General features: G+C 36.6%; 17 protein-coding genes and 1 other RNA gene. 10 read left to right on the plus strand and 8 right to left on the minus strand.

All coding sequences use genetic code 11. The annotated features are described in order from the left end of the window. Positions 1-352: 352 nt before the first annotated feature. On the minus strand, positions 353-2122 hold the full coding sequence (locus ACIQZA_RS11400) for an HNH endonuclease (protein WP_402881654.1): 1770 nt from the start codon (positions 2120-2122) through the stop codon (positions 353-355). Positions 2123-2722: 600 nt separating this feature from the next. On the opposite strand from ACIQZA_RS11400, the gene ACIQZA_RS11405 reads away from it, so the two are divergent. Next, on the plus strand, positions 2723-3025 hold the full coding sequence (locus ACIQZA_RS11405; RefSeq protein WP_402881657.1) for a helix-turn-helix domain-containing protein: 303 nt from the start codon (positions 2723-2725) through the stop codon (positions 3023-3025). 103 nt (positions 3026-3128) lie between these two features. Beyond that, entirely contained in the window at positions 3129-4295 is a 1167-nt protein-coding gene (locus ACIQZA_RS11410; RefSeq protein ID WP_483869824.1) for a site-specific integrase, read from the plus strand. Between the two features lie 135 nt (positions 4296-4430). Here the strand turns inward: ACIQZA_RS11410 and ssrA are convergent. The 6 genes from ssrA to secG all read right to left on the minus strand — a co-directional run bounded on the left by ssrA (position 4431) and on the right by secG (position 10969). Continuing rightward, positions 4431-4786, minus strand: a transfer-messenger RNA (tmRNA) gene (gene ssrA, locus ACIQZA_RS11415). A gap of 187 nt (positions 4787-4973) precedes the next feature. Continuing rightward, entirely contained in the window at positions 4974-5702 is a 729-nt protein-coding gene (locus tag ACIQZA_RS11420; RefSeq protein ID WP_400938950.1) for a hypothetical protein, read from the minus strand. Between the two features lie 186 nt (positions 5703-5888). Next, complete coding sequence (gene smpB, locus ACIQZA_RS11425) at positions 5889-6356, minus strand: SsrA-binding protein SmpB (RefSeq protein ID WP_049669013.1); 468 nt, start codon at positions 6354-6356, stop codon at positions 5889-5891. Between the two features lie 117 nt (positions 6357-6473). Further along, the gene (gene rnr, locus ACIQZA_RS11430; RefSeq protein ID WP_400938952.1) at positions 6474-9053 is read right to left on the minus strand and encodes a ribonuclease R; all 2580 of its coding nucleotides are present in this window, start codon (positions 9051-9053) and stop codon (positions 6474-6476) included. A 37-nt stretch (positions 9054-9090) separates the two neighbouring features. Further along, positions 9091-9837, minus strand: a complete 747-nt coding sequence (locus ACIQZA_RS11435) for an alpha/beta hydrolase (RefSeq protein ID WP_402881663.1) — start codon at positions 9835-9837, stop codon at positions 9091-9093. A 904-nt stretch (positions 9838-10741) separates the two neighbouring features. Further along, complete coding sequence (gene secG, locus ACIQZA_RS11440; RefSeq protein WP_400937720.1) at positions 10742-10969, minus strand: preprotein translocase subunit SecG; 228 nt, start codon at positions 10967-10969, stop codon at positions 10742-10744. A gap of 452 nt (positions 10970-11421) precedes the next feature. On the opposite strand from secG, the gene ACIQZA_RS11445 reads away from it, so the two are divergent. From ACIQZA_RS11445 to dltD, 7 genes are all read left to right on the plus strand, one after another. Further along, positions 11422-12657, plus strand: coding sequence for a transglutaminase domain-containing protein (locus ACIQZA_RS11445; RefSeq protein WP_402881665.1), 1236 nt, complete (start codon positions 11422-11424; stop codon positions 12655-12657). 268 nt (positions 12658-12925) lie between these two features. Then, a complete protein-coding gene (locus tag ACIQZA_RS11450; protein WP_402881667.1) occupies positions 12926-14566 on the plus strand; it encodes an alkaline phosphatase in 1641 nt (546 codons plus the stop codon). A gap of 647 nt (positions 14567-15213) precedes the next feature. Next, positions 15214-15351 (plus strand): teichoic acid D-Ala incorporation-associated protein DltX, encoded by a 138-nt coding sequence (locus ACIQZA_RS11455; protein WP_132361964.1) that lies wholly within the window; start codon positions 15214-15216, stop codon positions 15349-15351. Between the two features lie 18 nt (positions 15352-15369). Beyond that, positions 15370-16842: a D-alanine--poly(phosphoribitol) ligase subunit DltA gene (gene dltA / locus ACIQZA_RS11460; RefSeq protein WP_402881669.1), complete on the plus strand. Its 1473-nt coding sequence runs from the start codon at positions 15370-15372 to the stop codon at positions 16840-16842. Next, complete coding sequence (dltB, locus tag ACIQZA_RS11465) at positions 16839-18002, plus strand: D-alanyl-lipoteichoic acid biosynthesis protein DltB (protein ID WP_400937730.1); 1164 nt, start codon at positions 16839-16841, stop codon at positions 18000-18002. Before dltA ends, dltB begins: the two co-directional genes overlap by 4 nt. Before the next feature lie 62 nt (positions 18003-18064). Then, the gene (gene dltC, locus ACIQZA_RS11470; protein ID WP_053485840.1) at positions 18065-18298 is read left to right on the plus strand and encodes a D-alanine--poly(phosphoribitol) ligase subunit 2; all 234 of its coding nucleotides are present in this window, start codon (positions 18065-18067) and stop codon (positions 18296-18298) included. Beyond that, positions 18295-19470, plus strand: a complete 1176-nt coding sequence (dltD, locus tag ACIQZA_RS11475) for a D-alanyl-lipoteichoic acid biosynthesis protein DltD (protein ID WP_400937734.1) — start codon at positions 18295-18297, stop codon at positions 19468-19470. Before dltC ends, dltD begins: the two co-directional genes overlap by 4 nt. Positions 19471-19837: 367 nt before the next feature. Here the strand turns inward: dltD and ACIQZA_RS11480 are convergent, their stop codons facing one another. Then, positions 19838-20350 carry a GNAT family N-acetyltransferase gene (locus ACIQZA_RS11480; protein ID WP_400937736.1) on the minus strand — a complete coding sequence of 171 codons (513 nt, stop codon included), beginning with the start codon at positions 20348-20350 and terminating at the stop codon, positions 19838-19840. Between the two features lie 485 nt (positions 20351-20835). On the opposite strand from ACIQZA_RS11480, the gene ACIQZA_RS11485 reads away from it, so the two are divergent. Continuing rightward, positions 20836-21441, plus strand: a complete 606-nt coding sequence (locus tag ACIQZA_RS11485) for a hypothetical protein (protein WP_402881674.1) — start codon at positions 20836-20838, stop codon at positions 21439-21441. Positions 21442-21622: the final 181 nt, after the last annotated feature.

A 21622-nucleotide genomic window follows, 5' to 3' on the forward strand; every position in this document is an offset into this window, starting at 1 on the left:
CAAGGATATCAAAGATTAAAGAGAAAACAAGAGGTTATTTGCCAAAGTAGTCATACTGTGGGGTGTTTAATTTGTGTTAATGTTTTGTGTAATCATATTCCCTCGATTATTATATTTTAGATTACTTCATTACTCCTAAGTTTTTACTTCTCTTATTATGTTTTTAAATCTAACAATATATAAATCTTAATACCTTCCTTAATTGATTATTTAATATATCATGTTGAAATGCTTACTTTATCTCTAAATTAAACAAAGGTGCTATTTTTAGCACCCTCTTCATAAAAAACCATTATTTCGTAAAATAAAATACCTTGTATATAACTGGAAGTTTAATGTCGTAATTCATGGGTTATTTATAACATTCTACTAATTTTTTATCATTATAGTCTTCAATATACCAATCAATTAATAATAGATAATTTTTTATATCTTTAAAGTTTAAGGTATTTTGCATATCACATAAATTTGAATATAAAACTCTAAGTAGATTATCTATATTAGATGAATATATTTTTAACAAATCTAAGTCGTTTAAGCTATCAATTTTATTTTGCAAAAAATTCTCAATATCCATCTTAATATTAGTAAATGTACCTATATTTAATTTTGAACAGATATAATGATAATCTGGACTTTTATAGGCTTTAAGACTAATTATGATAGCTCTATAAAGGTCTATTAAAGCACTCTTTTTTATGCAAACATACTCATTTATTGAATAAAATAACTGAATTTCATTAACTAGTTTAATAAGCTGCAAGGAGTCATTAATGTGATTTGGAGAGAAATATCTGAATTCCCCATTATAAAAATAACTACTAGTATCTATTTGATTACTAGGTTCTTTTATTCTTTTAAAAAAACTTTTGGGCTCCGAGAGTATACACTCTTGTATTACTTTAGGTAGTAAATCTTCAAGCAACCAATTATACGTTTGTTTAACTGTCCAATAATCTCTTAAGCCGTAATCTTTTTTAAAACTAACATCATACCACAATAACCATACATAATTAGAAGGTGCCCAACTATATGGATCTTCTATAAAACTATGTATAATACATTTATATCCTTCATTGTATTTTTCATTTTCATTTTTTATATAAACCTTCAACATATTATTTCCCGACGAATCAAATATATGCCAATCTGAATCCCCTGCTTCATAATCATATTTTCTTGAAAATTCGAGTATTTTTAACCAGAGATTCATATTTACTTTAATTAAGTTATATTTCGATTCATTTTGATGATGTGGAGTAAACTCTTCACACTCTAAAATCTCTTCTAATTCTTTAAGTGCATCAATATAATCTATAATAAATTTATCAATTACTATACAAAGATCTTTCACTTCTTCATGGCTTAAGTTGAATCTTGAATTCCCCAGCTGAATAACATAGTTATTGTTATCTAATTTAGCAACAATATATCTGCGCATATCAAATTCAATGGGTGTATTATTCCCCGGATACAGCTCACTTAATATTTCTTTATGTCCTAAACTAATATTAGACCCTCTAATATAGAAACTGTTAAATGTAAACAAACAACTGCCTCTATTTTCCCCTAGTCTGGGAAGATAGCCTTCTAATATCACTGTTTTATAACTATATTTCGAAAATCTACTAAATGCTGAATCACTTTTATAATCTTCTACTCCAAAATTTGCAGTATGATTATTAATTTGATCCACATATTCTTCAATAGTAGGAATTTCACCTTCAATTAATTGTTTTCTGATCGCTTCTATACTTAGGACATATTTTGCTTCTTCTTCAAATTTTCTTATATGTTTTTTTACTTCTCTAATTTTACTTTGAGCTATTACAAGTAACTCTTCCATAGTTTCTTTAGTACGTATCTTATTTCTTTTTTTATTATTACAAAAATGATGTGCTGGTCTTAAATTCTCTAGACCATCTATATTAAAATTTGATGGCAATTCATATCTTCTTTTAACTTCTTCAAATTTTTTTTCATCCTTTTGAGTAGATTTAGGTATTATATGATCAATCTCTAAATCTGAGTAATTAAATAAATCATTATAACAAATAGCACAGCGTCTTTGATATGCTTGCCATAAAGCGTATTTTACTTCTGGTTTATCTTTTAATGCCATTTAATTTCCTCCTAATATTTAGATTAGCCATTAGACTCAGATAAACGAGCGTCGATTTTTAGTTCAGGTGCTCCAGATGCCTTACGTACTGCATTTAGTTCCTTGAGGAACTGTGTTACCTGTGCTGAATACGTGTAGTTGGCTACCGACTGTTGTGCCTCCGCCACTGGCGTAGGTGCGATGTAATTAATACTCGATACCCCTGCTGCGAAAGCTATCGCAATGGCAACGTACTTAAAAATTTCTTTGACATACTGATTTTCTCCTATTCTTCAAAATAATTATATATATCATTACAACTATATTTTTTCACATTTTTAGGGACATGGGAAGATATTAGGAGTTTAAATTTCTATTTTATACATAAATATTTCCTAGAATATGATAAATAATCACACTTACATTAGTTACACCGGGTATTTTTAGGTGAGCCAAAAAATAAGTGTGTTTTTTTTGTGTGTGATGGGGTGTTTTAAAAAATATCGAGTGATACAAAGAAATTAGCATTGGAGAATGATGCAATTTAAGAGATTTCTCAAGAGATTACTTATTTATACATGGAGTTCTTCTCCAAATATCTCAGTTCGGAGTGAAATAATCATGTCTATTAAAATCGAAAAACTAAATAACGCTACAGATAAGGAGAGTCTTATTGAATATTTCAATGAGATTTTAGTAAAACTAGAGCATTTAGTTAAGGAGCTAAAAGTAAATAATCAAAAAAATGAAAGCCGAGTGCATGGTGAATGGCTTTCACTAAAAGAAGCCGCTAAATATGCAGGTGTCTCATACAATACCTTTATAACATTTCGACATATGGGTCTTAAAGTATGTGAAATAGAAGGTATCAAGCGTGTATCCCGTAAAGAAATTGACAACTTTTTAGAAAGTCACAGTTATTAATTTACTGGGAGGATTTCCTATTAGTAAAATTATATAATGACTAAGGGATTAATCCTCTTTTCTTTAATTTTGCCCCCGCAAGTATTGAATAGGAGGAAGTATGATAATGAAGAAAAAAGTATCCCCCATTAAAAGTTACAAGCTAAAGAATGGTGAAACACGCTATGAGTTTCCGGTTTATTTAGGTGTTGACCCATTGACTGGTAAGCAGAAGCGTACAATGAAACGTGGCTTTAAAAAACGCAGGGAAGCAGAACTAGCATTAGCTCGTATTAAGTTAGAAGTTGCAAAAGGCACATATAAACAAGAACGTGCTGAAAACTACCAAGAACTATACAACATATGGGTAAAGCAATATGAAAAAACTGTTGAAGAAAGTACATTTGTGAAAACCATTGGCATTTTTAAAAATCATATTTTACCTGCAATGAGTGCTTATAAAATTGAAAAAATCACAGTAGATATATGCCAAAAGCATGTAGATGAATGGGCAGAAAAATTAAAGAAATTTCGTATGGTCAAAGCATACGCAGCAAAAGTTTTAGATTTTGCGATTAAGCGTGGCTATATCCAAACAAATCCATTCACATATGTAGAAACAAGAATTAAACCTAAAAAGACGATTGCGCTTGAGGAAAAGAGCGAGAACTTTTATACTCGCGAGCAACTGAACGAGTTTTTAAGTCATTGTGAACAATCGTTACACTATAAAGCATTTACTTTACTGCATTTATTAGCTTTTACAGGGATGCGTAAAAGTGAAGCCCTAGCTCTTACTTGGAATGATTTAAATCTTATAGAAAAAGAGCTTTCCATCACAAAAGCAGTAGGCAGAGGGAAAAGTGCGAGGCTTTATTTAAAACCACCGAAAACTGGATCATCACGAGTAATTAAACTTGTTGATAGAACCATCACAATTTTAAAAGAGTGGAAAAGGATTCAAAAGCAAGAGTATCTTGTACTTGGTCATAATACAACGAAGGCAAATCAGCTAATTTTTAGTAATACAAATAATGAATACATTCAACCTGTTCAAGTCCAAAAATGGATGTATAGTGTGCAAAAGAAACATTCATTGGTAAAAATCACACCTCACGGATTAAGACACACTCATTGTTCACTTCTCTTTGAAGCTGGAGCATCAATTAAAGAAGTGCAAGATCGTCTTGGTCATACAGATGTGAAAACCACTATGGATATCTATACACACGTTACGAAAAAAGCTCAAGAAGATGCAATTCAAAAGTTTGATTCCTATCTTGAGATTTAAAATTCTTGAATACGTTTTGACTACGTTTTTGACTACGTTCGTTTGATATTCATTGAAATTGTATGATAAATAAAAAATGCCAAAACCCTATCATATCAAGGGTTTTGACATCTATTGAAATCAATTGATTTCTTAAAATGGAGACGGCGGGAGTCGAACCCGCGTCCAGAAACTCCAATACTTCAGCTTCTACGCGTGTAGTTTGCCTATTTACGATTCACGTAGCATTATGCCGACAAACAGGCGTCCTGTACGCTAACCTGGAAATCTCTTGTCGGTGACTCAGGTGGCACCATCGACCGTATCCCACTAAAGTTGGGCCCCACGTTCTCTACATGGGCGATAGAGAGGCAGAGCGCTTAAGAGCTTACGCTGCGAAAGCTAAGTTTTGTTGTTTGCCAGTTATTATATAACTTCCGTTGATGACGGAGCCGAGACCTCCGACGCGCGACCAAAGCTTGAACCATCCCTGTCGAATCCGTAACGTCCCCTTGAATATGAAGCGAAGCACATGGCCTCGTTCAAGCAAAGGAGCTAGAATTTCTTCTAGTACGGTGGGAGCTAAAAGTACGCTTCCATGTAATCTGGCATTCATTAATACTTATTATAAAGCAAATCTATCTATAGTTCAAGTGTCCTGCTATGATGGAAAGAATTAGCTCCCTCGAAACTTATTTCTTATTGCATTACCTTAAATTTCAACTCTCGTAATTTTAATAATAGCTTCCCAACTATGGAATCTGTAAGATAACCAAAGTAAACATCTACCTCTTGTCCACCAAAGCCAAGCTTAAATTCTTTAATTTCTTCTTTGTTCGTTAATGCACCGAAATCATAGCGAGCGTAGCCTCTGCTTCGGAACATCATAATATTTTCCCATAGTAAATAACGATTAGCGAAGCGGATTTGCTGCTTTAAATCAGGTCTATCCTGGATCCATGCAGCAGTACCTGTGTATAAATTTAGTACCATATCTCCATCAACAATGTATATTCGATAGCAAAGTGCTTCACCTTTATCATTTTGAAGCTTTGTGTATATTAGTGCTCCTTGCTCGCGAAGTAGTTTCATTGTTTGCATATGGAATTTACGAACTCGATTTGTTTGTTTCATTTTTGCGAATGCATTGTAAAATTGTTGGAATTCTTTCAGCTCTATATCAGTTGGGTTTTCTTTAACAATTACTTCGTAGGGCTCTTTTCTTGCACGTCTAAGCATATAGCGATTCATTTTTGATAAATCCGCTAACAGGACATCTTCGTCTTGCTGTAAAATAATTTGTAGTGTTGTATGTCCCTCAAGTTTTTGCTCAGGGAGCTTTGTTTGAGTATAGCAAACTAGCTTTTTTCTTTCTTGTAGATCATTACACTTTTCTGCGAAATAAATATGCTCCATTTCCACAAACAATACTTTTCTTCTAATCGTAAGAATTGTGTCTCCTCCTTAAATCGCAAGACTTGCTCTCTATATGCATTCTCCATTATATTTTTTAACCAACATCAATTAGAACGGTCTTGCACGATATATTTTATCCGTTCTCTCGCTAAAAAAACAAAAAGCTCACCATCCAATAGTGAGCTTTCAAACAATCTATTAATCTTGATTTTTCGCTTTGAAGGCACGTTCCATGTCGCGTTTCGCTTCTTTTTTGCGCATGTCGTTACGTTTGTCGTAATCCTTTTTCCCTTTGCCGACGCCGATTAAGAGTTTGGCATAACCGTCTTTAATGTACATTTTTAATGGGACGATTGTGTAACCGTCACGTTTTACGGCACCAACTAGCTCGCCGATTTGCTTTTTATGAAGCAGTAGCTTGCGGGCGCGCAGTGGGTCATGGTTAAAGCGGTTGCCTTGTTCGAATGAGCTGACATGCATATTGTTGATCCAAGCTTCACCGCTACGGATTTGTACATAAGATTCTTTTAGTTGAACCCTTCCCGCACGGATGGATTTAATTTCTGTGCCTGTTAGCACCATGCCCGCTTCGATTGTTTCTTCAATGAAGTAGTCGTGCCCGGCTTTTTTGTTTTGTGCTAATACTTTACCAGTACCTTTTGCCATATTATTCACCCTCTACTTAAAGGTTGAGCAGGGTTAACCTGCTTTTTTGATAAAGTGAAAGCACCCGCTTCAAATTGCTTTAAAGCGAAAATCGATGCCTTCACCTATACTTTTACTTTATTTACGTTTTGATTTTTTCTTTTTGTTTTTCTTGGCGACGCCCTCGTAGAACCTTTGCTTTTGCTTCACGCCTTTTTTAGGGCCTGGGCTTGAGCCATCCTTGCGGCGTCCTCGTGGATCACGGTCGTTTTCACGTCGCTCTCCTTGTCCGCCTTGCCCTTCTTCGTTACGACCATTGCGACTGCCACGTCCGCCTCGTTCTTCTTCGTTACGACCATTGCGACTGCCACGTCCGCCTCGTTCTTCTTCGTTGCGACCACTGCGACTGCCACGTCCGCCTCGTTCTTCTTCGTTGCGACCACTGCGACTGCCACGTCCGCTTCGCTCTTCCCCGTTGCGACCACCTTTGCGGCCATTACGACCATCTTTGTTGTCGCTATAATTTTTGCGTGCGTGAATAACAGTAGGTGCAGCTTTTCGAGTTCGTCCATAAGACGTTACCATTCCGACGATTTCAAAGTCAATCGATGACTCCTCAATAATAACATTTGCTACACGTACTGTAACTTCATCACCAATACGGAATTGGCGATTTGTACGTTCACCGATCATCATCATTTGACGATCATCAAAGCGGTAGTAGTCATCTGTCATATTGCTAATATGGACAAGTCCTTCAATCGTGTTTGGTAGCTCCACGAAAATCCCAAAGTTTGTAATGGATGAGACGATCCCTTCGAATTCCTCGCCAATTTTATCGGACATATATTGTGCTTTTTTCAGTGCATCAGTATCGCGTTCTGCATCGACAGCACGGCGTTCACGCTCTGACGTATGGTCAGCAATTTCATCCATCGCCATACTCCACTGTGCGACTGTCTCATTTGATGTATCTTTATTAATTAAATACGTTCGAATTAAACGATGGACGATTAAGTCTGGATAACGTCGAATCGGTGACGTAAAGTGTGTATAGAAATCAGTTGATAAACCAAAGTGGCCTAAGCTTTCAGGATAATATTTTGCCTGCTGCATGGAGCGTAGAAGCATTGTTGAAATAACAGGCTCCTCTGGCATACCTTCAATGGCCTTTAATACATCCTGTAGCGCCTTTGGATGTACTGTGTTCCCTGTACCTTTGATTAAAATACCGAAGTTCGTGACAAATTCAAAGAAGCGTTGCAGCTTTTCTGGCTTTGGATCCTCGTGAATACGGTAAAGGAACGGTACATTCATCCAGTGGAAGTGCTCTGCTACTGTTTCATTGGCAGCTAGCATGAAATCTTCAATTAATTTCTCAGCTACTGTACGTTCACGTAATTCAATATCTACTGGCCATCCATCTTCGTCCACGATCACTTTAGACTCTTTAAAGTCAAAGTCAATTGCACCACGCATTTCTCGTTTAGTACGTAAAATATTAGACAGCTCAGCCATATGTTTAAACATTGGTACTAGTGGCTCATAGCGGGCAATTAGCTCTGCGTCCTGCTCCTCTAAAATTTTGTAAACGTCTCTATATGTCATACGCTCAGTTGTTTTAATGACACTTTGGAAAATTTCATGTGAAACCACATTACCATTTGCATCAATAATCATTTCACAAGACAGTACTAGACGATCAACCTGTGGATTTAATGAACAAATACCATTCGATAATCGATGCGGAATCATTGGAATAACACGGTCTGTTAAATAAACACTCGTCGCACGATCATAAGCTTCAACATCTATTACAGAGCCTTGTGTTACATAATAACTAACATCTGCAATATGTACGCCAAGTTTATAAGTACCGTCTACATTTTTCGTTACGGTTACAGCATCATCCAAGTCCTTCGCATCAGCTCCATCGATTGTCACAATCGTTTCATGGCGTAAATCACGGCGGCCCTCTAAATCTGCCTCTGTAATTTCATCCGGCACTCGTTGCGCGGCAGCAACCACTTCTTCAGGGAATTCTGGTGGAATGTCGTGCTTATATAAAATAGAGAGAATATCCACACCTGGGTCATTTTTGTGCCCTAATATTTTTGTAATATAGCCTGTTGCCGATTTTAAATCTTCTGGCCAAGTAGCTACCTCAACGACAACCTTGTGTCCGTCAACAGCTCCTAATGTATCACCCTTAGCAATGAAAATGTCCATCGGTAGTTTTTTGTCATCTAAAACAACAAAGCCAAAGCCTCGATTTGCTTGGAATGTCCCAACAAAGCTCGTTTGTCCACGCTCTACTACCTTTGTCACCGTACCTTCACGACGATCACCGAATGATTCCTTTAAAACACGTATTAAAACGATATCGCCGTTAATCGCACCATTTATTTCATGCGGTGGAATGAAAACATCATCCATCCCCTCAATATCAGGTGTCACAAAGCCAAAGCCTTTCGCGTGTCCGATAAATTTACCTCGAAGTAAATTCATGCGCTCTGGCAAGCCATAACGATTGGAGCGAGAACGCACAACTAAACCTTGCCCCTCCATACGCACTAACGTTTTCACTAATTCTTTAAATTCGTCAGCATCTTCAAAGCCAAATACGTCCTCGATTTCGCCAACGGTTAATGGTTTATATTCTTCTTCACCGAAAAAATCGAGTAAACGACTTTGTAGTGAATTGTTCTGGTCTTTCATAATTTCCCTCCTTCATGAGAAAATCCTAATTATATTTTTATTGTGCCCAATTTAAGCTTTCTAAAAAGCGATAAATATCTTCATGTAACTGATCTTTTTCTTGATCTAACGTAATAACATGTTTTGAGTTTTCATACCACTTGATCTGTTTTTCAAGTGACTCAGTTTGATTATATATAATGTTGGCAGATTCTGTCTCAATTACCTCATCATTTGTCGCCTGTACGACAAAAATTGGTGCATATATCATGTCAATTTCTTGACGTGTCCGGGCAATAAACTCGCGCAATTCTTGTAAAGATGGCATGCCCTTTTCAGCAATTAACGCAACCTCAGCTTCGATTTGCTCCTCACCTTTACCTTGGAACTTTTTATAGTCCCTCGCATATTTCAGTACACCTTGAAACATAACATCTGTTGTACGCATCGTCATTGGAGCACACATTGTCACTATACCTTTCACTGGGTTATTAAGCGCAACATTTAATGCCATCACACCACCCAATGACAAGCCAGCAACAGCAATCTCCTCATAGCCCGCATCCTGCAGCTGTTTGTACGCGGCTACGACATCCTGCCACCAATCAGCAGGACCTGTTGTAATAAGTTCCTCCGGTTCCACACCGTGACCTTTATAATGAGGTGCTAATGTAGTATACCCTTTTTTCTCTAAAAATCTCCCAAGCATTCGCACATCCGCAGAGCTTCCCGTAAACCCATGCAATAACAAAACTGCTCTAGGTCCTGCTTGAAAGAAAAAAGGCTGTGATAACGATTTTTTCATTGCGCGCCCTCCTTCATCCAAATACATATACTATAACCATTATAGCCATACTGAAGCTTCCTAAAAAGTTTTGGCGATTGTTACATCTTTTATGAGGTTTTATCGGTTAATTTGATGGTCTTTTTCAGCATTTTGATGTTTCTGGCAATTCTATTCGGCATTTCGAGGAGTCTATCCGGCATTTTGGTTCTTCTATCCGTCGCTTTGAGGTGTCTATCCGTCACTTTGACTCTTTTATCCGTCGCTTCGTGGATTCTCCGTCACTTTGACTCTTCGAAGTCAAGTCCTTAATATTGTGTAAAATTCTATACAATGTTCTTCAACTCTGACTTTAGTTTTGTCAAATTGTCCAGCTTATGTTAGAATTCGCCGCTAAAAGTGTGAGTTGCGCCGCTAACCAAAGGAAGAACGCCGCTAAAACATGAATTTCCGCCGCTAACCAAGCAAGGATCGCCGCTAAAACACGAAATCCCGCCGCTTCAGCTCTTTCATCGCTGATAAAAGAGCTTCGAGGAGTCTATCCGTCACTTTGCCTCTTCTATCCGTCGCTTCGGAGAGTCTAGCCATCACTTTAGCTTTTCTATCCGTCGCTTCGGGGAGTCTAGCCATCACTTTAGCTTTTCCATCCGTCATTTTGCGATTCGCAGGTATTTACACCCTTGCGCGGGTATTCACTTGGCTTTCACGAGTATTCTTTTCGTTTCCACAATTATCTCCCTGCCTCACGCGAGCATTCTTCGCTTCCGCGCCCGACCTCACGCGAGTATTCACTTCGCTTCCACGAGTATCTCCCTGCCCCACACACGACTTTGCTGAACTAACTATGTATTGACGACATCCAAATAATTAGTACCATAAAAGAAAACGCCCAACCAGTAAAGGTTAGGCGATATATCTTCAACTATTAGATTTTTGTAATAGCGAGTGCTAAAAGAAAGAATAATATTGCTAACACAATTGTTACACGATGAAGGATTAGATCCATACCACGTGCTTTTTGCTTTCCAAATAGTTGTTCAGCTCCACCCGAGATGGCACCTGACAAGCCTGCACTTTTACTAGATTGAAGTAATACTACAACGATCAACGCTACTGAAACGATAACTAATGAAACTAATACTACTGTATGCATTCACTGCACCTCCCGAACTTCGAACATCACAACATAATATATTATAACAAAAAAAGGTTCTCTTGACAAACTAAGATTAATAAATACCCTCATTTTACCTCATTCGGTTAGTTTTTCTAAAAATCAACATACCAACTTGCTATCACATTATCCTATAATAGTTAAAAGCATAGTCATCACAAAAATCCCAAAAAATGCCGTTCATATAAGTTGATTGGCGTGGAGGCCAGACGACTCTTTGGGATTAGCGACACAGAAGAGACCCTGCAAAAATAGAGGAACGAGGGGTAAGCGCATCACGTCCTCTGATCATGCCTTCGGACCAACATCCCGCCGCTTTCGCCCAAAAACATCTGTTGCTCTTAGTGGCATATCGAACGTCCCCTGGAAAACGCTGAAATCACCCTCACGTTTTAGTGATGAGCTAAAAATATAATTATAATGGAGGAATTATGAAAAAAAGTTTATTGCTAATTTTTTTACTTATTATTTTATGCATGCTTAGCGCTTGTTCAGCCGTTATCAAAGCCGTCGAAGTATTAGTACCAGAGGAACCTGAAGAGGCTTCTATGGACTTTAAGGAGCCTACTAGTAAAGCTCCATCAGTGGAGTTTTCTGCAGAAGACCTTTTTTCAACGACATTATTTAAGAAAGATCTTGCTTTGTTGCAATTCTCAAAAAAGGTTGAGAAGCATATATCCACGTTTGACCCAAACTTTACAGTAATATATAGGGGAAAATTAGATTGGGATACATTTGAAGAACAACTGAATGATCTTTATAACATACTTAATTTTGTTAATCCTTATACAACAGGATATATCAAAGATTTCAACTGGGAAGCATCGGAAGTAGATAGTGGTTATGAGATAGAATTTGATTTTACATATTTAACAGATGCCAAAAAGGAAAAGAAAGTCGATGATTATGTAGAGAAATTTGCAACTAAGTACATTACAAATGACATGGATGATTTTCATCGTGCTAAAGCCGTTAATGACTTTGTAGTACAACTAGCCACTTATTCTGGTGAAGATGCTTCAGAAGGTCAATCTGTTTATGAATTAATTAGTCAAGAAACTGGTGTTTGCCAAGCTTATACACTTTTAGCCTACCGTTTATTTTTGGCGGCTGGTCTTGATGCTAAATATGTTTATGGCTATAGCGATAATCAGCTTCATGCATGGAATTTAGTAAGTGTTAATGGTGATTGGTATCATGTTGATACAACTTGGAATGATGTTAATCCTGATGAACCTTATGCTATTTCCTACGAATATTTTTTAGTGAATGACGAAAAACTAAGTGAAGATCATATTTGGGCACGTGACAACTATTTTGCTGCTACAAGCGATGCATATGATTTTATGCATGATATGTGGTATGCGGATACTGTTGGTAACGTTATTTATTATAATAGCATGGCCGATAACATGGTATACGCCTATGATTTAGCAACAAAACAAAATAGACAGGTTACGGAAACAGCCTGTTATTTCCTTGCGGCAGTTGACGATTCGATTTATTGTAGTGATTATGATAATGCCGGCTTTTTAACAAAGATATTTATAAAAGATGGCTCAGAAGAAGTGTTGTTAGAGGAAGAGGTTCAAAACTTGTTCATTAATGATAAAGGGGTTTTATTATACGAAACCATTGATGGTGAAAAACATTCACAAAATTTATAGCTTATGCTTCCATCCCAATAGATAGTAAGACAGATTTTATTTTCACATTCAGCCTTTAGTTTTCGTAAAGACTGGGCGACTCCTCCGGGATCAGGTTACAGATGAGCCTGGAGGAAAGCGCTCAGTCGGAACGGAAACACCCCCCACTTTAGTTATAAATGCCACATTTAACAAGATCCACACAATATCATAACAATTAATTCATTGTAGCTTTACAACCTTCCTTTACACTTACTTGTGAAATGACCTTACCTTAAGGAGGAAAATCATGAAACATTCAAAAAAATGGAGTTCATTGTTACTAGCAAGCGCAATTGCTTTATCGTCGATTAGTATCGCTCAACCGCAAGTAGAAGCTGCTCAAGTAAAGAAGCCAACAAATGTGATTATGCTCGTGATGGATGGTAGTAGTAATAATGCCGTTACACTTTCTCGTTGGTTTAAAGGTCAAAGTTTAGCGATGGATGAAATTTTATCAGGGGGCGTGCGTACATACTCTGCCGATTCAGCTATTACTGATTCAGCTCCTGCCGCTACTGCATTAGCAACTGGCCATAAATCAAATGATAAATTTGTAGGTGTATTACCGTCCGTTATTAATTCACCAGGACTTAAGCAAATTGCCAAAGAGGATGCTTTTAGGCCTGTAGCTAATGTTTTAGAAGGGGCTAAACAACAGGGCAAGGCGACTGGATTGATTGCTACTTCGGAAATTCAGCATGCCACACCAGCAGGCTTTTCTGCACATGTTAATAATAGAAGCCAATATGATGACATCGCTGAGCAGCAAGTTTATCAAAACATTGATGTCGTATTAGGTGGTGGCTTTGAGTCTTTGGCACCTGGCACAACTAAAAATGCTCGAAAAGATGGCGAGAATTTAGTGGATGTCCTTAAAGAAAAAAATTATGACATCGTGAAAACGCGAGATGAGCTTCTAAATAGTGAATCGTCAAAAATTTGGGGAAGCTTTGCTCCAGGTGCCCTTGCCTACGATTATGATCGTGCCAAAACAAAAGCATCTGAGCCAAGTCTTGCTGAGATGACTAGTAAAGCTATTGATACGCTCAAAAAGGATGAAGATGGCTTCTTCTTATTTGTAGAAGGCAGTAAAGTGGACTGGGCGGCTCATGCCAATGACACAATTGGTATGATTAGCGATATTTTATCGTTTGATGATGCAGTCAAGGAAGCGGTTGATTTTGCAAAAAAAGATGGCAATACTATGGTCATTGCTGTTACAGACCACGGCAACAGTGGGATTACAATGGGGAATGCTAACACGACAAGTACTTATTCCAACACACCTGTTTCTGCCTATATCGACCCTCTAAAGAAAGCTAAAATGACCGTTGAAGGTGCGCTAAGCCAATTAAAGGAAGATAAATCAAATATTGTAGAAGTCGCTGCACTTTATGGATTAGATGATTTATCTCCGGACGAGCTTGCAACCTTACAGTTAGCTAAAGACCCTGGAGAAGAAATGGTAAAAATGCTTGCCAACCGTGCTAATATTGGCTTTACAACCGGTGGGCATACTGGTGATGATGTGTTTTTATACTCATTCGGGCCATCTAAAATTACAGGCCTTGTAGAAAACACAGATTTAGCCCATGCGATGGCAAAGTTTATGGACTTCGATTTAAATAAGCTTACAGATGATTTATATATACCAGCAACAAAAGCATTTACGGAAAAAGGCTATACATCTAAAATTGACTTAACTGATAAAGAAAACCCTAAATTGATTGCACAAAAAAATAATGTAACCGTTACAATCCCAGTTAATAAGAACATTTTAATATACGAAAAAGACAAGACAGCAAAAACACATACCTTTGATACAATCAATGTCTACAACGGTACTGAATTTTACGTTTCTAAAAAAGTTTTAAATGTAATCAAATAAGGGCTTTTACGGAAAGTTATTCTCCCACTTACTTTGGAATTCTGTAGCGAGATAAAAATAAGGGTGCTATCATAAGTTGAGATGTCTAACTTGATGGTGGCACTTTTCTTTTTTGCTCAAATTTGTTTTTGCAACAGTCCTCAAAAGATTACCACTTTTATCATCTGCTTAACATTTTTACAGCTTCCATTTTGGTTATCCCCTCTCATCATAAATTATACCAATATTTTCCGTCCGATTTACTTTGATTTTACTTTCATTTATTATGCTTAATGTAACGAAAAAATAGATTGCTTCGAATGCCCTAAAACGAAATTTAAGGATTTTTTAAGTACCATTGAAGCGGAAAAACAGCGATAATAAAGGTGATTGTAGTTTTAGTAAAATTCAAATTGAGGTACAAAGGAAAATCATTTTCTTTCCTTCATTTAGGTAAGGTTTTTAGAAACCTTAATTTTACCTTAAATTAATCTTATAATTTTATGAATATCGAGAAATTTAGCAACATTTTAATCTACAATCCGTCAAAACAGTGTTGAAAAATTAATAAGTGGAAAAATAATTTAGAAAAAACTTGAAAAAATATCTATTTATTTATATATTTACAAAGTTATAATCTTTTTTCATTTTTAATTGGAGGTGGACATATGCAATCCATTAAAAATAATGAGGTTTTACGTTTTATAGGCTTTACGTTATTTTACTTCATCATTTTAACGCTCTTGTTTCTTATCCATGGCTTCCATGATATGAACGCAGGACCATTTATATATACGGAATTTTAAGAAAAGGAGATATAAACTATGTTAAGTATTTTAGAGGCTATTCAAAAAGTGGCACAACAGCATCCACATCGAACTGCATATCAAACCAATAGTGATGCCTTAACGTATGGTGAGCTTTGGCATCTTTCTGATTGTGTAGCGCAATATTTAATGGCTCTTGATTTGAAAAGACAACAACCTATCGTCGTCTACGGGCATATGTCCCCTTTACAAATCGTTGCCTTTTTAGGAGCTGTAAAGGCAGGTCATCCATATGTACCGGTTGACTCTTCTACACCGTCTGAAAGGTTACAAATTATAATAGAAGCTTCTCAGGCTTGTTTACTACTAAAAACTGAAACATTAAACGCGAATCAATCAGTTCCTGTAGTGGAAGTAAGTGATCTAGTGGCTCAAGCTACTAGCATTTCAACAGAGCCTTCAACTTGGGTTAAGGATCAAGAAATTCATTATATTATTTACACATCTGGTTCTACTGGTAAGCCAAAAGGTGTTCAAATTACAGCTGATAATTTAGCACATTTTGTTGATTGGATGCATGAGCATTTCCCTTTACAGGAATCTGGCGTGTTTCTAAACCAAGCACCTTATTCCTTTGATTTATCGGTAATGGATTTATATCCTGCACTCGTTAGTGGGCAAACACTTTACGCTATTAAGCAGGAGCAAATTGCTAATCCAAAAGCGTTATTTGAGTCATTAGCTTCATCTGATATTCGCGTTTGGACTTCTACACCTTCCTTTGCGAAGATCTGCTTAATGAACAAAGAATGGGATCAGGCGTTAATGCCTACTTTAAATACATTTTTATTCTGCGGAGAGGTTTTACCAGTATCCGTATCGAAAGAATTAATGCAGCGCTTCCCACAAGCTTCTATTTTTAACTTATACGGTCCTACAGAAACAACGGTTGCCGTATCTTATGTGGAAGTAACAAAGGAGCTTCTGGAGCAATTTGACCAATTACCAATCGCTCCTCTATCTGAGCCTAATCTATCCTTGCAAGAAGATGGCGAGATTATTATTTCTGGACCGACTGTAAGTGCAGGTTATCTTGGGGCACCTGATTTAACACTTAAAGCGTTTCCTACAATAGGGGATCAACGTATTTATAAAACTGGGGACGTTGGTTATGAAAAAGATGGCTATCTGTTCTTTTCAGGACGAAAAGATTTCCAGGTGAAACTACACGGTTATCGTTTAGAAATCGAGGAAATTGAAAAGCAAATCGGCAATCTTCCAGCTGTTGCTAGCTGTGTTGTTATACCTATTTCAAAAGATGATGAAATTGTTTCACTAAGTGCGTTTGTTGTTCTACGAGAACCATTGACAGACTCTGCCTTCAAAATGACGAAGCAGCTTAAAGCATTGTTAGCGGAGTATTTACCATCTTATATGATTCCGAAAACGTTCAAATACATTGACACTTTACCTTTAAATACTAACGGTAAAGTTGATCGTAAAGGATTGGCGGTTATGGAAACAGTATGACGGCTTATGGAAATATATTTTTCTTCATCATCATTGGTATTTTATTAATGCCATCCATTATTTTAGGACTACGTGGGAAATCAGCTAAACGCTATAATATCTTTATTTCGATTGTCGTGTTAGCTCTTATTTTTGGTAACTCCCTTAATGGCTCAACTTCTCTTATACTATTTACAGTATTTCAGTTACTATTAATTGTCGGTTACCAAAAATATCGCTTACAGAAGAATAGCACGTCCGTATTCGTAATTGCTGTACTGCTGTCTATTTTGCCACTTGTACTTGTGAAGGTTCTGCCTATGCTTGGCCTTAATAATTTATTTGGATTTTTAGGGGTATCCTATATTACCTTTAAATCGGTACAAATGATTTTAGAAACTCGTGATGGCTTAATTAAGGATAAAATTTCAGTAGTTGAGCTTGCTTATTTCTTACTGTTCTTCCCAACAATAACTTCGGGACCTATTGATCGTTGGCGACGCTTTTATAAAGATATGCACACAGTGCCATCTGGACAAGATTATCAAAAGCTGCTATTAAGCGGGATCAATTGTATATTTTTAGGCTTTTTATATAAATTTATTTTGGCTTATTTAATATACAATTACACACTTATTTATTTACCAAATCAAACGTATAACTATTTGACACCTTTTCAAGGGCAAATAGCGTATATGTATATGTATAGTTTTTATCTATTTTTCGATTTTGCAGGGTATAGTGCTTTTGCAGTTGGTGTCAGTCGCATTATGGGTGTTCAAACGCCAATTAACTTTAACCGTCCATTCTCGAGTCGCAATATTAAAGACTTCTGGAACCGTTGGCATATGAGTCTTTCATTTTGGTTCAGGGATTATGTTTATATGCGCTTCGTACTTTGGATGACGAAGAAAAAATGGATTAAAAACAAATATACAGTTTCTTATCTTGGCTTCTTTTTACTGTTCTTTTTAATGGGTATTTGGCACGGATTAGAATTGCACTTTGTTGTCTACGGTCTCTACCATGCCTTGTTAATTATCTGCTTCGATAAATTTGAACGTTGGAATAAAAAGCGCAAGATTTGGCCAAAAAATAAATGGACGCATGCAATCGGCGTATTTATTACGTTTAATGCCATTTGCTTTGGTTTCTATATTTTTTCAGGAACATTATTTTAATTAATGGCTCTGTTCATATTTTTATGAATAACGCAGCCTAAACAATAAAGGAGATTTATAATATGGATAAACAACAAGTTTTAGAAATGCTAGTAGAATTATGTGAGGACGATATCATTTTAGAAAATCCAGATATCGATTTATTTGAAGAAGGACTTCTTGATTCATTCGGTACAATTAATTTATTAGTGGAAATTGAAAGCCGCTTTAATATCTCAGTGCCAATTACTGATTTCAACCGTGAGGAATGGAACACGCCAAATCGTATTGCTGCGGAATTAGCTGAAAGACAATGATTAAGAAAGGCTTTCTATCATTATTAATTGCTTTTGCTCTTTTTGCTGCCTTGATATTCTTCCCTAATTCCTGGATAAAAGCTTGGATTTCAGATGAAGATGTAGAGCAAGCAAAGACGAGTATGTCTCCGTTAGTGTTCCAAGGGATGTATTTCCAAGAGCGAATGTTGCAGGAGCCTAATACTATGCCTTTATATGGCTCCTCAGAATTAAATCGTTTTGATCCTTTCCACCCTTATAACTATACTCGTGCTACAAATGCTCCGTATACGACATTTATGGTCGGGCGTGGTGGAATGCAGTCTATTACACACTTTTTAAATTTTGCTGCACAGGAAAAGAATTTAAAGGATAAGAAAATTGTTTTCATCATTTCCCCTCAATGGTTTACGAAAAAGGGCATGAATGAATTACACTTCTCTCCTAACTATTCGATGTTGCATGCTTATGATTTAGCATACAATAAAGACATTGACGAAGATCTTCGAAATCGAGGAATGAAACGCCTGCTTGATTTTGATACAGTAAACCGCGATGACCTGCTAAGAACAATTTATGAATATAAATTATCTGGTGGGAAGGAAAAACCAATCATCGGGCGACTTGCAATGTTAGCTGGCCATTTCCAAAAGGCACTTTTAGAGAAAAAAGATTTGTATTACTCGCTCTTCCCTCGAGAGGGGAGTAAGTTAAAGAACAATGACAAACTAGTTGCGGACCAAACATTTGAGCAACAACTACAAAATGCCGAAAAATATGGCGAAAAGCGTGTTTCCAATGATTTAATGATTGAAAACAAGTTTTATAAGCGACTTAAAAATTCTAATCTTGATAGGTTTAAAGGATTCCGAAAAAGCGAAGATTACACGACTTCACCCGAATATGAGGATTTACAGCTTGTCATTGATATTTTAAAAGATGCTGGTGCAAAGCCTCTATTCATCTCTATTCCAGTAAATGGTCATTGGTATGACTACACTGAATATCCTGCGGATCGCCGTGATAAATATTACGCAAAAATGAACCAGATATTGACTGATAATGGTGTTCCATTTGTTGATTTCTCAAGCCATGACTATGATCCTTATTTCATTATGGATACGATTCATATTGCATGGAAGGGCTGGGTCTATCTAGATCAAGAGCTAGACAAATATTGGGCACAGAAATAAATCACTTAACGAAAGCAGAGACAGTCTAAAGTGTTACTCACTAAAGACTGTCTCTTTTTTATGTAGATTATCTTTGAGGGCATTCACTCTACAACTTCCATTTTCAACCCTTCCTTAAAAATTGATTGAGGAAGGGTTATTCTTATCTGAAATGAATAGCGTCACAGATGAGACCCTGAAGCAAATAGAGGAACGAAGGCTAAAACTATCACGTTCTGTGATAACGCCTTCGTGACCACAGGATGTGGCGTTTTTAGACTGAGTTTCTAGAGTTCAGCGGATGTTTGGTGACCCGCTGAAATAATCCCATTCATTTAACCACCTCTAAAGATAGAGAATTCTCACCTGTCGCTCCATAACACATTTGCTAAAAGAAGTTAAATGAAAAAAGTCTAAGTTCTTCAGCATCATTGGAAAATTGGACTAATCTTTCAAACTTCAAGCCTATTTTTTCTAGTAACTTAGCTGAAGCCTCATTATCTTGGGTTGTGATAGCTACAATACGATTTAACCCTAGTATATCTAAACCATATGCCATTGTTGCTGAAGCCGCTTCATAGGCGTATCCTTTTCCCCAATACTTAGGCAGAAAAGCGAACCCAATATCCACATCTTCTAGCGACTCCCTTTTAACAAAACCACAAATTCCAAGGGGGATTTGATCGTCTTTTCTTTCAACTAAATAAAAACAAAAACCAAATTGCTCATACATACGAAGTGGTCCATTTACTATATATTCACATGCCTCCTCCACTGTTTTCACACCGCGATCACCAATGAACTGCAACCATGAAGGGTCATTCATTAACTCAAGGATAAAATCGGCATCATCTGTTGTTTGTAGACGAAGGGTAAGTCGTTCTGTTTCAAAAATTTTCATCGTAATTCTCCTTTCAGTATTGTTTTCCCTATATATAATTTATGTTTTACTATTTAAACATATAATAATGGCATAAATGCACTTGCATAGCTTTCAATAAGTGTATTTATGCCATTAAAGCATTACAAGGTCTTTTTACAAGATTTGTCGAATAATACTCTATAAGGATGATTACCAAAACGTGTGGTTGATTTCCGTTCCGATTGGGCGCTTTGTTGCTGCCGCTTCGCTTTCGCACAGAAAACATCCGCTACGCTGCAGGGTCTCGGGCCAACACGATGTTGGTCACGAAGGCGTTATCACAGGATGTGATGCTTTCCTCTATCGCTGATTCCCGAGGAATCGCCCAGTCTCCACTCCAATCAACTATTTACATAGTAGACGTTTTAACAAAAGTCATCCACAACTTTTGGTGGTGAGCCCTCTATAAAGCACGTTGCCTTTTTTAATAAAGGCAGTAAATTCTTGAAAGGCGGTTTCGTTTATTGAGAAATAAGTATTTTATTAGTATCCTATCAACACTGTTTTTGTTATTTCTTTCAGGTTGCACTAATCAAAAAGATACAGCATTAGCGACTATTTCAATTAACACCGATTCTAAATATGTGAGTACTTTCAAAGATTTAAATTTAGGCATAGCACAAGACTTTCATTTTAAATTAAATAATGCCGATAAAAGTTGGGTTGATCTTTGGGTGGAAAGTTACAAAGATGGGCAATTGGAGTCTAATTCCTTAATGGCACTATCATATGGGCAAAGTCCAAACAAAGTAGAAGAAGGCAATATAGGGTTTGGGATAATAAATACTGATGATGAATCTTTTGCTTTTCTTTATGGACCAAGTGTTAAAGCAAACCCTATAAAAATCGACAAAATTCAAGCTGCTGGTAGTATTAGTGGATGGGATTATGCAATTGGGGATGAAACAGTAAAATTAAAATTGAACGAAACTTATTTACTAGGTGTATACAGAGAATCAAATGGAAACTCTATACGAACATACGACTTACAGAACGAGAATGAAGTAAAAAAAATGATAAATGATGACCATCTTGTATATTTATTGAAATTAAAAATTCATAACAAGTAACTGGATCTTTGTTAATTTGAATGGTTTTTCTTTAGATTTCAAAGGTAACTTTTAGCAGGGGATTTCATCTTACCTGAGCAGCCCAGGAAACCCGGCTCCTACCCGAGCAGTTCTCTGGGGTATACGAGCACTTTTCCAGGTTACCCGATCACTTCTCCTACTCGAGTAGTTCTTATGGGTA

The sequence above is a fragment of the Lysinibacillus sp. NPDC096382 genome, assembly GCF_044762845.1.
GTDB lineage: Bacteria > Bacillota > Bacilli > Bacillales_A > Planococcaceae > Lysinibacillus.